This is a genomic window from Paenibacillus sp. FSL H8-0283, from assembly GCF_045040675.1.
Lineage (GTDB): Bacteria > Bacillota > Bacilli > Paenibacillales > Paenibacillaceae > Paenibacillus > Paenibacillus amylolyticus.
In genome coordinates this window covers 1,237,638-1,250,596 of record NZ_CP150295.1, presented here as the reverse complement: position 1 = coordinate 1,250,596, position 12,959 = coordinate 1,237,638, and the positions used below count along the sequence as shown (strand labels likewise).

Sequence of the window (12,959 nt, the reverse complement as noted above, 5' to 3'; positions counted from 1 at the left end):
TTTCCCAATACAATAAACTTCTCATCATTTTGGCAGTAAAAAAAGGAAGGTCTCCCTTCCCCGCACTAGTTAAATGCTTATAGCTGACGTAGTTTTTCACTTAGATACTCCCGACGTTTCAGCACATATTCGCGAATTCTTTCCGGTTCACCTGCAAATACATCCATGGGCCATTTCATGTAAGGATCTTTGTTGACATCTTCACGAATCTCATTGTGTAACCGATTCACCAAGGGCATAATTCGCTTCTCTGTAAAAGCATTCATCAGATGCTGCCGCATCAGCTTCTTATATTGTTGACGGAAACTACGAAATGCCAGCAATCGTCCGGTAAGTCTGTTATACCCCTGAATACGAACAAGATTGGGATCAACTCGTGTTCCATAACAGTTCCTCCCCCAAGTACCCTCATAATCCCAAGGCAGGATGCCATATTTACCACTTTTGATTTTCTCATACCATGTGTAATTCTGATGAAATCCGTCGAAGTTCCCTGTAAGCACAGCTCCACTTAACCAGCGTAAATAATTGTCTGTATCCACCCTCGACTGTAAAAAACGAAACAATTCCAGCCTGGACTTTGTGTTCAACTGCTGAATAAAGTTACGTAGCCTTGTGCGATCCACATCTTTGCCACGAATTAAGCTGTACCCGGACAATAGATCGGTACTTGTTGAAGAGGAATCCGAATTCATCGTAAAACCAGCATGATCATTCACCGCATAGAAGATACTGCGCACAGGGATTTTCCTTTGACGAAAAAAGAAGGATTTCACCCCTTCGATCCGCAGGTATACACCCAAAAGTTGCCCGTTCAGATAGAGTACGCAGTGTTGTGTAGACGGTGCGGGTACACGAATCGACTCAAAAAAACGAAAAGAAAGTGCATTGCGCAACAACGAAGGATCATCATACTCCGCATTAAAATGATACGTTCGGCTGGATGTACGAACCTCAAATGATTTTTTGGGATAACCGCGTGTATGTCCTCCACGGTATCGAAGCCGGATCGGAAACGGCTTACCGTCCATCTGCATCGTGCTGTTCACAAACGTCTCTGACCATATATTGGACGTTAACTGTTGATATTCGGTTGGAGACAAGCTGATATGGTAGACAGGTAGAGCCATTTCCATCCGCCTTTCGAGTACCTGTAAGATTCGCCCGTAGGCTCTTACACCATCCTATGCAGATGCACAGAAAGTCGTACGGGCGAATGCACAGTCCTGATACTTATCACATCCCAATTTACTTGTCATAATGCGGAATAACCGGGTTATTAATCTATAAATTTACATCATTTTCATAGATTATAGCTGAAATGGTATAAATATAGTTAACTGGCTAGTCCCTCCAAGAGGCATGTCACATATGCTTAAACTACAGACAGACACGAATGACGAATGGAAGGGATCATAATTACATCCACCATTTTTGTCCATCTGAACTTATATCATGGAAGGGGTCAAACACAATGTCTATGAATGGTCAAGGAATGAGAGGTTTGTTGGGAAGAGAGATTAAGATTAACCGGGGAGGACCTGATTCAGTACAAGGTACACTCACGGACGTACGCTGGGACTATATGGCGATGAACTGCAAAGAAGGGATTGTCTACGTTAATGAATCACATGTCAAAAGCATAACAGATACAGGCCGTTCCGGTGGTAACCGAAATGCAGCCATGGGGAATCCTATTCCTTCCAACACGTTTTTGGGCGTTATGCAAGCACTCCGCTTCCGCCGTGTTCAGATTAACCGGGGAGGACCTGAAAAAGTGGAAGGCATCCTGGCCGATGCCAACCAGAACCAATTGATCATGACTTTGAAAAATCAGGAGATTGTTCGTATTCCGATGCAACATGTGAAATCTGTATCCCTCGTACGTGGTGGTGGGAACAACAACAACAACAACAACAACAACAACAGTAGTAATACAAGTCAAGGGAACCAAGCAGCCCAAGGTAATCAGGCGGCTCAAGGCAACCAGTCTCGTGGCAACCGTTCTCAAGGGAACCAAGCAGCTCAAGGGAACCAATCCCAGGGTAATAAGTCCGGCGGCAACAAATCTCGAAGCAATCAAGGCAATCGTTCTCAGGGGCAACGAGTTCAAGGCAACCAATCTCAAGGCAATAAATCAGGTGGCAACAAGTCGCGTGGCAATCAAGGCAACCAAGGCAGTCAATCCCGTGGTAACAAATCCGGCAATAAAAAGAAGTAAATAAAATAAACTGACAACTTAAGTTATCTACCAGCTTAAAGGGGGGAATTATCATGTTGATCTTCGTCGCATTAGTCTTGATTGGTGTGCCTTTTTACTGGATCGTTACACCCGGAAGGCCCACTCCATCCCATGAACATCTGCTTCAGGCTTCGTCAGGACTTCTCCCCCTGGGAGGTGAATCACAGTAAATGCCTGACTACCAGTTGTGGTTAACCTTCGGGGTCTTTATCATCACTGTCATTTTCCTGATGTGGCGTCCTGGCGGATTGAATGAATCTATACCCACCTCGCTTGGCGCCCTTCTTCTTATTTTAACTGGAGTGAGTAGCTATGCTCACATTGTTGGAATCTTCGGGATCGTATCTGGTGCAGCCGTAACAATCCTCTCTACCATTGTCATGTCGATTATTTTAGATAGCATCGGTTTTTTTCGCTGGATCGCTTTGAATATGATTGAGAAAGCAAGAGGTTCCGGCTTTCGATTGTTCTGGCTAATTCTATTACTTTGTTTTCTCATGACCATCTTCTTCAACAATGATGGCAGTATTCTGATCACAACTCCGATCATTATTCGAATCTGTTCTATACTTCGTCTGAAAATGCATCAACAGTTACCCTACCTGATCTCCGGTGCTCTAATCGCCACGGCTTCCAGTGCGCCAATTGGACTTAGTAATCTGGCTAATCTGATTGCTTTGCAAATGGTTGGCTTAAATCTGAATACTTATACTCAGATGATGTTTGTGCCATCCATGCTTGCGATCATGGTGATGACTGTACTACTGTTCTATTATTTTCGTAGAAGTATTCCCAAAGTTATTCATCATTTCCCTGTATCCCTGCAGTCTTCATCAGGTTCAGGATATCATCCGCTTCAGACAACTGAATCCGAGAATAAAGTAGACTGGTGGCTGTTCCGTGTCTGTATTGGTATCGTTGTATTTATCCGTGCAGGATATTTTCTAGCTGAGCAAGTCGGTATACGTATGGAGGTAGTTGCAATCACTGGTGTTATTCTCATGCTCGCTGTGCGTTGGTATCGCACCCGGACTGGACTCAAAGATGTGATAACACAAACGCCCTGGCACATTCTACTCTTTGCCTTCAGCATTTATGTTATTGTGGATAGTCTTCACCGAGCAGGCATGACCGCATCGATCATTCAGTGGATGAAACCTATAATAGAAGGAGGAAATGCCAGCATCATTGCTGTGTCGGGGTTAATGCTCACTCTGCTTTCCAATCTATTCAACAATTTGCCCTCCGTCATGATTGGGACCTTTGCTGTTACAGATCTTCCACTAAGTGAATCTCAACTGCATCTTGCGTATCTTGCCAACATTCTGGGAAGTGATATCGGAGCCTTGCTGACGCCTATTGGCACCTTGGCAACGTTAATTTGGATGTATATATTAAAGACCCATCATATTCGAATCTCCTGGAAACAGTATATGAAAGTTACCTTTATTGTGATACCAATAAGTCTAATTGTTAGCCTAATTTCACTATATATTTGGACATCTATTCTCTATTGAGAGGAGGAATACTGTGGCACTTCTTACTCATTGGCTGGGTAAATCCGTCGAATTGGAGCTGTCTGGCTGTAAACTACCGATCCAGGGTGAGATCATTGATGTAGGCCAGGATTTGATTGTAGTCTACGGAAATCAGCGATTTGTTTATATTCCACTTCATCATGTTCAATCCATGCATGTCAATACGGCAGATGATTCAAGTATAGTTTTGCCAACACCAGACCCCGAGATGGATCACACCAACATCTCTTACCGCAAAATGCTGATGAACGCCCGTGGACGTTTCAGTGAAATCTCCATCGGAGGGAAAACATTGCATGGTTATATTACCAATATTATGAATGACTACTTTATGTTCTACTCTCCGTTATATCATTCTATCTATGTTTCCATTAATCATCTGAAGTATATTATTCCTTCCCCTACTAACAGCACACCCTACTCCCTTAGTAAGCAACATTTCCCTATGCAACCTTCGTCCATGTCACTCTCCCGTACACTCGATCAGCAACTTCATAAAATGATAGGTGAACTTGTTGTACTCAACCTCGGTTGCAAGCCTTACCGAGCAGGGTTATTGAAGAGTGCAGACAGCCACTTGCTTGCGTTGGTAGAAGCGGATGGGACTTCTTTAATTATGCATACCGATCATATCCAAACCATTCATCTCCCTTGAATATCAGAAGAACAAAAAGGTTCATCTGCCTATGGCTGATGAACCTTTTTTCACCTTTACATCCTACCATCTTCTGCGTCCACGATCACCCCTATTATGATCATTCAACTCACCAAGACGATCGTATGTCTCCTTATATATCCGAATCACGGCCTGAACTTTGATGAAATCAGCATCTTCCGGTCCAAGCCCCTCCATAAACATTCTCTGAATGATCTGTTGGAAGAATTGCACTCTGGCCTCAATCTGTTCTTGCTCAAGCTGTAATATGTCTTCGAAACTGTGGTTCCCTATGTAATCCATCAACTCATCATCAGGACTGGAATAATCCGCGTTTCTCCGATCTGCTACCCATTCATCCGGCTCATTGGACTGGAGGTTAACACTGGTGCGTAATTGGGATAAGATGATTTTCTCTTTAGCCAACATGACATGAAAATCTTTGTTACGGAGTAGCTCCGATACAATCAGACTGCACATTTCACGGTTTTGGATCAGTATGCCGTCAAAAGGATGCAGCGTCCACTCCCCGTTTGCATAATACAGGTTAAAGTTAAAGAACTCACTGCCATATTTGTATTGAATATTAATCTTGGTCTCATCAATAATCTCGAATGAAAAGTCCAGCATGTTCAGCAAGCTCCTTCGCACAACCCCAGATTTTACCATCATTCTATCAAATAAATGAAACAAAGAGACGCACTCGGCGTCCCTCGTAGAAAATAAAACCATGTAGCAATCTCGATACGATATGCAGCGAGTCCTACCCTAATCCAAGAAAGATCCTAATGCACTGGAATCCGGTTTGTTTTTCTCCGGAATGGCAGCAGCCTTCGGCCCTTCCAGACCCAGTCGATCGCTCATTTTAGCGTTAAGGGTTGTCATCTTGTTGGTATAGTCATTACAGCTCTCGATGATCCGGCGATTGGACTGCTCGGACAGATCCAGCGCAGACATCAGATCACCCATCGCTTGATTGACCGCTTCAAGGGACATCGCAGGTTTGGACAACAGTTCATTTGTTTTCTCTGTTGTTGTCTTCAACAATCTGGCGTTCTCCTTGAATTGATCTTCAATCGTCTTATTCGTAGCTTCCACAGCAGAAATGACCTTCTCCTGATCATTAAGAGCCATCGCAATCATGGCCGAAACGGTGATCAGATTCGCTGTTTTATCAATGGCATTATTAACGGAATCAATCAGCTTGTCATTGTTATCATTAATGATGTCGGTAGCTGCGATTGCCTGATTGTACAGCATGATCATCTCTGTCATGGATTGGGTACGTGTTACCACTTTGCGCAACCCACGCTCCAGATGTGCTTTACGATTCTCGTTCTCAGGCTTGGCAATCTCAGTTTCAAACAAAGCTTTTAACTGATTACCAAAGGAAATTTTGGTCTGCAGATTGTAGATCTCCTGAATGGAAGAACGTTTCAATTGACGCATGTTCACGATGCTTTCTTCCAGGTTGTCCTTGCCGTCCCGCAACCCGTTAATGATGGCATCAATGTTCGTGCGAACGGATTGATAACGGTATACATAGTTTTTCAGCGGGCTTTTACGTAACAACTTCCCGACAAAACTCACATTTTTACTCTGCTGCAAACTCTCACATTCATCACGGAGCTTCAGGATCATGTTTGATACCTCTGCCCGATTCCCGGACATCAGTTCATTGACTGGACGATCAAGCAACTTGAGAGTCTGCCCTGCTCTCTCTTGTGTTTTCACGCCCAACTTGCCGATATCATCCATTAAGGTATCCAGATGAGCCGGATCACTTTGGGACACTTTCTGAATAAGCTGCGTTGCTTCCTGGTTAATCCGTTGCTCATCTTCCTGCTTCAACTGAGCCCATTCCGTTGCCATGCCAATCCCTCCTATAATTCAGAGCTGTTATACCGTTGATGTATTAGTTCCGCTTTGTTCTGGAGCTCCATTAAGTCTTTATGTTCAATCGTTGATACAATATCCGATATCTTGGAATCCACGTCTCGAAGACCATTCAGCAGCATACGCCGATTGTTGCGTTTGGCTTCTCCACTTAAACGTAAAAATGGATTAATAAAACCGTTCAGGTCTTTTAAAATCAGTCTGCGCACCGTATGGTTGATATCTCCGTTATTTAGTTCCTGAAGGGAAGGAATCACACGCTGCAAACGGGCAAACAACGCCAATGATTTCTCCACGATCTCATTATCCAGCTCGTTCTTCTGACCTTCGGAGATGATCATATCTTCCAGAACTTCCAGGTATTCAATCACCGGATCAAATACAGGATCTGGTTCAGTCCGGGAAGGCTTCGCTTGTTCTGTGCCCGCATGCTGTGCGGGAGTGGAGCTCGGTTGGGGCTCTGCCAGAGAAGCTTCTCGTGCCCCTGTTGGCACTGTGCTCGGTGCTTGTCCACCATTCAAGCGGGATGGTTCATTTCCGATATCTGTAATGGGTACAGGGGCTGATGACGAACCCTGGACCTGTGTACGTGGCGTGGAACGTGAAGGAATCAATCCTCCGACCACAGTTGCCAGTGCCGGAATTGCCCACGTGATGACATCCGGTAGAAAGGGACTCGAGATCGCCGCGAGACCATAACCGACCAATGCGCCTATACCTATCTTCGTTTTCCGTAACATTACTTGTCCTCCTGCCTTAACAACACATACAGTGCATATTCAAAAAGTCTGATTTTCAGTACCGAGAAGATGGACTTTTTGAATAACCTCTCATCCGTATTGTAAAAAAACCATCCAGAAGGTGTCAATGTTGAGGGAAATTCTCAGCTAGACGTGGTGTACTCCGCTTACCTTCTGAACGTCGATTATAAATGGCTGTTCGATATGACTTCCCAGTATGCCAAACTTCGGATGAAGTGGTCCAATATCATGGCCAAGTGCAGACTTGACCGCCAGATACGGGAAGTTCACGCCCGACAGACAAGACATGTGCAACCCACCCGACATACGCGGATTGATCTCCAGCAGCTTCGGTGTATCCTTGCGATATTTCATCTGTATATTAAAATTATAAGGAATCCGATATACTTCTGCCACATTGCGGGCAATCGCCAGCAATTCCTCGTTTTCTTCGAGCAAGCGTAAACGTCCTCTTTCTTTTCTACGCGGAATAGCCGTTAATAGTTTCCCATTGCGATCCGAAAGACAATCAATGCTGTATTCATATCCTTCCAGTACCTCCATCACCATGACATTTTGAAAGGACGGAGCAGAAGAGAACGCACGCAGGGCATCTTCATACGAAATGGAGTTAAGCGCGTATCCGAACAACTCCTGCAACGGATCACGTTCATTATTAATCACTCGGAATCCCATACCACCCTCACCATTACATGGTTTGAAGCATACATCGTGTCCACGTGCACGTAGCGCCTCATAGGCTTGCTGGAATTGTGCAGCATTACTGACCGTGAAATAATCCGGAATCTCCATAATGCCCTTCTCACGCACCGATTCATAGAACCGGTCTTTCTCCATCAATTGTTCCAGCAATTCCGTGTCCGAGCATACGATAACCCGTGTACCGATCTCTTCGAACAGGGAGATATGTCTGCTGATGTCCAGCATGTTCCAGCGTGGAATAAACACATCAATCTGATGACGACGGCAAAAGTCGAGGCAAAAATCAACATACTCCCTGCCCGTTAGACGCGGTTCAACTTCTGCAACATCACAGCCCTGTAATGCCATATGTCCAGGATCAGGATGAGTACCGTAGATCTCAAATTCCATACCGTCCTCATTGTCCCGAATCGCATTCATATAATGATACGTTACAGAGAACCAACGGTTGAAGTAAATCTTCATTTTTTTCATTTATACGGTCTCCCTTATCTCGGCATGGTCTATCTGGGTCTGTTGATCGTTATGAATACGGTGAACGTAATCGAGAATCTCATCTGCTGCAAAAGCACCGAATTGTTCCGTAAATTGATACGGTACCTGCTCAGGTACACGCTGTCTCTCCACATGTAATTCTCCGTGGGACGGAGCAATGGCATGCTGCGCAAAGTCCAGCAAACAGCGATCCAGCAAGGAATCGCCCGAAGCAATCACAGGCACATCGCCAATGCGTTGCCTAATGTGCTCCACTGCAGCTCGTTTGTTCACGGCCGAAGGCACCAGATAGAGCTTCCGCCCCTGAATCGAACTCTCCCATCCCAGCGTCTCTAACACCCGAATCTTTTCCGCAATATGCTCCATTGGAAGCTTGTCACGTTCGATTAGCAATGCAAAGAACAGCTCATCACACAATCGCTGATTAATTACCCACTCCGGGCTCAGCACATCGTCAAATAAATTCAGGATCTCTTCGGGAGTAGCTGCCTGCTGACGAAGCAAAGAACGCATATGCAGATTCCATTCATCGTCTACCTGACCGTCAACAATGATGTTGCCACCATTACTCGTCACCGCATATTTCGGAATACATTCGCTCTGAAAAATATGAATGCGCCGGTACTGCTCCACGGTACGTGTCGTCACCGGCATAAATACAATGTCTTGTGGCAAAGACTGCAACCGCTCCAGTGCATATGCTGACATAAAAGCGGACAACTTGCCGTTAATCCACTCTGCGGGAACAAGTCCCGGTGTATCTTCGGGAATACGGAGCGCACGACGGGAGTACACCAGCGTCTGGTCCAGATCACTTGCGTAGATCATCATTCTCCTCCACCTCCCAGGGATTGAATAATGCCGCAACAGGAATAGGTTAATCCCGGATATACCTCAACCGGCACATTTCTGTCTCTGGCGAGCATCATGATATGTTGCAAATCCGGATTATCCAGACGGTCCACAAGAATCTTCCAAGGGACACGGCGCAGTAACACCCGGGTTGTTTCTCCGATTCCAGGTTTGATCAGATTGATGTTCGCAATACCAAAGGATTGCTGGATGGACTCGATATCCTGCCAGCCTTTCCAGGTGATTTCCGAAGTACTGGTAGCATTGTCGTCCGAGCGAATCTCCACTTGTTCCATCATCTGCGGAAAATGCTGAGCGATGGTATCCACATACTGGATCGACACATCCGCAGAGGACCATTCACGATACCATTTGGCCCCGTGAAAATCTGCCGGTCCAATCAGATCATCGCGAAGTACTGTACGGCTCACCAGTCCCGAAACCGTGGAATTCAGACAAGCACTAGGAATAAGATAATCTTCCCTTGTCCCAAAGGTGCCTGAGCATTGCCCCGGATCGGCCAACACGGCAAGATCATCATCGAGACTTATGCCATAAGTCCGTTCCATTTGGTCACAGGATTCATTCAGCACTTTGCGAATAGCCCCTTTTCCTGTCCAACCATCTACAAACTGAATGGCTGTTTCCAGACCATGCTGCTGTAAAATATATAAAATTGCGTTCTCGTCCATACCCTTGCCACGAATAATTGAAATGCTATAATGCGGAATCGTCACCTTGTATTTCAATTCAATATAACGTTTGATCAGGATGCCCACAGGTGTTCCGGCTCGAGCCAGAGATACCAGCACCAGATTCAGTCCCCTGCGCTCTACAATCTTCTCAGCCACGATGGCGGTATGACGTGCGATTCTTGTAGCAGATTGTTCCAGCGTCTGATGGAACAGCTCGATGTATTCTGCTGTGGGCTGGTATTCCACGGGCAGCATCTCCGAATAATGAACCCCGGATTGGATCGCCTGCTCCCGTTCACCCGTTCCCTTTTCCAGATCCACATGGCTGATATCCTTCAGTAGGAAAACAACGTCCGATGCAGCATAACTGCCCATCGGTTCGGGAGACGGAATCTCACGTTGTCTGATTAGCTCCAGTGTAGTTAAGTTCATTGCTCGTTGTCCCCTGTCTTCTCTGGCAAGCCGCAATATACGATATGAATGTGTCCACACCCCAACTGCCCCAGTACCTTCAACATCGGTTCCATTCGTTCTTCGGACATCTGTCTCTCCAGCAGAACAAAAATCTCGTCATACTGTCCCGGGGCGATGTTATAGATAAAGTTACGAACGGATGCGTCTTCCGGTGAGGCATATCCGGCACCACTACGAACAGCATATCCTGGAGCCGGATGTGTATGGATTGGACTGCGGGTAGTGGATTGATACAACACGCCTTCTCCCATCTCGGCAGCAATACGCATCGGAATGTACATGAACTCCCCTGTTCCCATCACCAAAGTCCATTCTCCCGTACGCTGCGTCCGAAGCCGTTCTGCAATCCGGCTAATCTCCTGGCGCAATTCGCCATTATGACGGGATTGCATACCAAACCTGCCCGTATGTTGGACGTAGCTCGCTGTGCTACGTTTACCTTCACCATCCTCCGAAGTAGCGTGCAGCTGATCGAAGGCATCGGCAACGGTAGAGGTTTGAAGCGTTACGGCAGGATGAGATAGCTGCTCATCTTGCTGTGTTGGTTCCAACTGTGGAGTACCCACCACTTCAATACGGCCCTTCAACAGGCTTAACGGTGTAATGGTAATCCCCAGTTCAGCTTCCAGTTCGGCAAACCGAAGTTCGTCCGCTTCCGTACGCCAGTCCAACAGCGAAGCAATCACATATTGCTTCCGGGGGTAACTGGCCTGAATATCCCGAATGATATTCAACGTCGTTTTGCCCGTCGTAATCTCGTCGTCCACCAGAACAATCGGGCCCTCTCCTGCAAAGGCTTCATGATCCAACGCATAACAACGATGAGCCATCGCATGGGAATGTTCTTCTTCAAATTGAATATCTGGATGCATCGCTGGAACATATTCGCGAGTGGTGTGAATATAGGAAGCTTGATCAGCAAACATCTCGTACATGCTGTGACCCAGCGCTGTCGCTGTCTCGGCAAAACCAACAAAACGAATCGTTTCCGGCAAACTCAAGCTTTCTTGCAACAGCATGTTGTACACTTGCCGGGCTTGTTGGGGATCAATCAGCCCCTCGACCATTTCCCGTTTCCACTCGGTGATCTGAACTTTCGTCTCTTCCGTCTTTTCAGTCAGGTGCTCATATAACAGAACAGCCAATGCCGCGCCACTCAGAAGCGAGGTATACGGGTTAACCGGGATGTGCTTGCCCAGCAGTTTGCTTACAAACAGAAATGAACGTTTCTTATTGATGCGTGCAGCCATGGAAAATAGAGATTCTAGTGGAAGTTGCAACGGGTTATGTGTAACCTGAACGTTCAGGCTGAATTGATCAAGAATTGGGAACGTAGTTGTGTTGTTGTTCGTGCTTGGGCAAGAGCCCGACAAAATGCTGCTGTTCATGTAACACCCCATATATTTGTGATCGGATTAGAATTCGATTCGCCCAGCTCAAGTGTGGTTTAATCTCATTCATTTTGTTATAGTAATTACTTTTGAACACACCCAAGCTACCGTCATTACGGGCGATGATGTCTTGTGCATCGGAATATTCCTCATGTGTAACAACGTACATCGCTTGTACGGGCTTAATATGAGAAGGATGAATGATCGTTTTGCCTACAATTCCATTTTCCTTGTCCATCATGACTTCACGCATCAATCCATCCATTGTGTTCGTAATATATTTCATTCTCAGATGCAGCCCTGATTTGCCCAGGGTTTCTTCGAATGGAGTCTGTCGTAATTGAGGTTTGAACACGCGCTCCCGCTGACTGAAATATTCCCAGACAGGACCTGAGATCACATACGGCTTGTCCATTCGTCCAAACAGATTGATAATATCCGAGATGCAGTCACGGATCGTGGCGATATCGTATATGGTCAATTCCGGACTTCGGCGTAGTCCAAACAGGCTGGAGAAATCGGTCGCACCAATGCGTACATTGAGCACATATTCAACATTTTCATCGAGGATGTTACGAAGGCCCAGTAAGGTCTCCCAACGTGTCTCCCGATATATAATTGAAGCCGTTTCCAATATAGGCATTCCATAGAGAACGGGATAATGATCCGGTTTCCGTTGATTATAACTGCGGATCTGGTCGAAATAGGCTCTTCCATTGCCCACACAAAACTTGGGCAATGCCACGCCTGTCAGCATGGACACCAATGCTCCCAACGTATCAATGAGACGTTCCAACTGTTGTGGTGAACGTACACGAGCAAACAGAAGAGGCATTTGATCCTGACTCAGCATGCCTGTCTCCATATAAGTCATCAGTTGAGTTAGATGCTGTACCAGACACTGCTCGGCAAACTCTACTTGGTCGTCACCCACAGCGTCCTCCAGATCAATAATAATGGTCGTCAGACCTTCATGTTTACCATTCATAATGTCGTCCGCGATATGTGTGCGCGTCGCGGGCATATATAAAGCAGCCCCAACAGCATATGCCAGTAGATCTTTGGAAGTCCGGTGATTGAACGAGACGGGTGAAGAGAAAAATAAAGTATCTTCTTCTTCCAGACTCAAAAAGTTAAAATATTTCAGGGTTGTCTCCTCCTCGCACCTTTGGCAATAGCCAATCTGCAATAGTTGATTCCAGCTGTCGGGGCATAAAAACCAATCCCTCCTTAGTCTGGAGGGATTGATGGTCTATTA

The 12,959-nt window shown here is 45.9% G+C and carries 13 protein-coding genes; 4 read left to right on the top strand and 9 right to left on the bottom strand.

From position 1 onward, the window contains the following. Positions 1–77: 77 nt before the first annotated feature. Positions 78–1,103, bottom strand: coding sequence for a CotH kinase family protein (locus tag MHI52_RS05640; RefSeq protein ID WP_405158640.1), 1,026 nt, complete (start codon positions 1,101–1,103; stop codon positions 78–80). 371 nt (positions 1,104–1,474) lie between these two features. On the opposite strand from MHI52_RS05640, the gene MHI52_RS05635 reads away from it, so the two are divergent. The 4 genes from MHI52_RS05635 to MHI52_RS05620 are packed head-to-tail and all read left to right on the top strand — an operon-like array spanning position 1,475 to position 4,435. Next, on the top strand, positions 1,475–2,221 hold the full coding sequence (locus MHI52_RS05635) for a hypothetical protein (protein ID WP_405158639.1): 747 nt from the start codon (positions 1,475–1,477) through the stop codon (positions 2,219–2,221). Between the two features lie 53 nt (positions 2,222–2,274). Then, positions 2,275–2,412, top strand: coding sequence for a hypothetical protein (locus tag MHI52_RS05630; RefSeq protein ID WP_155985018.1), 138 nt, complete (start codon positions 2,275–2,277; stop codon positions 2,410–2,412). Beyond that, a complete protein-coding gene (locus MHI52_RS05625; RefSeq protein WP_036606287.1) occupies positions 2,413–3,759 on the top strand; it encodes an arsenic transporter in 1,347 nt (448 codons plus the stop codon). It begins immediately after the preceding gene. Between the two features lie 13 nt (positions 3,760–3,772). After that, a complete protein-coding gene (locus MHI52_RS05620; RefSeq protein WP_405158638.1) occupies positions 3,773–4,435 on the top strand; it encodes a DUF2642 domain-containing protein in 663 nt (220 codons plus the stop codon). 63 nt (positions 4,436–4,498) lie between these two features. On the opposite strand, the gene MHI52_RS05615 is transcribed toward MHI52_RS05620, so the two are convergent. From MHI52_RS05615 to MHI52_RS05580, 8 genes are all read right to left on the bottom strand, one after another. Next, positions 4,499–5,065, bottom strand: a complete 567-nt coding sequence (locus MHI52_RS05615; protein WP_036606283.1) for a hypothetical protein — start codon at positions 5,063–5,065, stop codon at positions 4,499–4,501. Positions 5,066–5,203: 138 nt separating this feature from the next. Next, a complete protein-coding gene (locus tag MHI52_RS05610) occupies positions 5,204–6,307 on the bottom strand; it encodes a toxic anion resistance protein (RefSeq protein WP_036606281.1) in 1,104 nt (367 codons plus the stop codon). Between the two features lie 11 nt (positions 6,308–6,318). Continuing rightward, positions 6,319–7,071: a hypothetical protein gene (locus MHI52_RS05605; RefSeq protein ID WP_340902427.1), complete on the bottom strand. Its 753-nt coding sequence runs from the start codon at positions 7,069–7,071 to the stop codon at positions 6,319–6,321. Between the two features lie 147 nt (positions 7,072–7,218). Then, the gene (locus tag MHI52_RS05600) at positions 7,219–8,268 is read right to left on the bottom strand and encodes an ATP-grasp domain-containing protein (RefSeq protein WP_076253388.1); all 1,050 of its coding nucleotides are present in this window, start codon (positions 8,266–8,268) and stop codon (positions 7,219–7,221) included. Then, a complete protein-coding gene (locus MHI52_RS05595) occupies positions 8,269–9,117 on the bottom strand; it encodes a hydrolase (RefSeq protein ID WP_405159355.1) in 849 nt (282 codons plus the stop codon). Next, a complete protein-coding gene (locus tag MHI52_RS05590) occupies positions 9,117–10,268 on the bottom strand; it encodes a cysteine protease StiP family protein (protein ID WP_405158637.1) in 1,152 nt (383 codons plus the stop codon). The genes MHI52_RS05595 and MHI52_RS05590 overlap by 1 nt, the downstream gene beginning before the upstream one ends. Then, a complete protein-coding gene (locus MHI52_RS05585; protein ID WP_405158636.1) occupies positions 10,265–11,698 on the bottom strand; it encodes a phosphoribosyltransferase family protein in 1,434 nt (477 codons plus the stop codon). The genes MHI52_RS05590 and MHI52_RS05585 overlap by 4 nt, the downstream gene beginning before the upstream one ends. Then, a complete protein-coding gene (locus tag MHI52_RS05580; protein ID WP_076253391.1) occupies positions 11,628–12,830 on the bottom strand; it encodes an HpcH/HpaI aldolase/citrate lyase family protein in 1,203 nt (400 codons plus the stop codon). Before MHI52_RS05580 ends, MHI52_RS05585 begins: the two co-directional genes overlap by 71 nt. Between the last annotated feature and the right edge of the window lie 129 nt (positions 12,831–12,959).

What these genes read in the sequence shown, in the direction of transcription:
- MHI52_RS05635 (WP_405158639.1), top strand. Translation starts at nt 1,475, where the DNA reads ATGTCTATGAATGGTCAAGGAATGAGAGGTTTGTTGGGAAGAGAGATT.
- MHI52_RS05630 (WP_155985018.1), top strand. Translation starts at nt 2,275, where the DNA reads ATGTTGATCTTCGTCGCATTAGTCTTGATTGGTGTGCCTTTTTACTGG.
- MHI52_RS05625 (WP_036606287.1), top strand. Translation starts at nt 2,413, where the DNA reads ATGCCTGACTACCAGTTGTGGTTAACCTTCGGGGTCTTTATCATCACT.
- MHI52_RS05615 (WP_036606283.1), bottom strand. Translation starts at nt 5,065, where the DNA reads ATGCTGGACTTTTCATTCGAGATTATTGATGAGACCAAGATTAATATT.
- MHI52_RS05610 (WP_036606281.1), bottom strand. Translation starts at nt 6,307, where the DNA reads ATGGCAACGGAATGGGCTCAGTTGAAGCAGGAAGATGAGCAACGGATT.
- MHI52_RS05605 (WP_340902427.1), bottom strand. Translation starts at nt 7,071, where the DNA reads ATGTTACGGAAAACGAAGATAGGTATAGGCGCATTGGTCGGTTATGGT.
- MHI52_RS05600 (WP_076253388.1), bottom strand. Translation starts at nt 8,268, where the DNA reads ATGAAAAAAATGAAGATTTACTTCAACCGTTGGTTCTCTGTAACGTAT.
- MHI52_RS05595 (WP_405159355.1), bottom strand. Translation starts at nt 9,117, where the DNA reads ATGATCTACGCAAGTGATCTGGACCAGACGCTGGTGTACTCCCGTCGT.
- MHI52_RS05590 (WP_405158637.1), bottom strand. Translation starts at nt 10,268, where the DNA reads ATGAACTTAACTACACTGGAGCTAATCAGACAACGTGAGATTCCGTCT.
- MHI52_RS05585 (WP_405158636.1), bottom strand. Translation starts at nt 11,698, where the DNA reads ATGAACAGCAGCATTTTGTCGGGCTCTTGCCCAAGCACGAACAACAAC.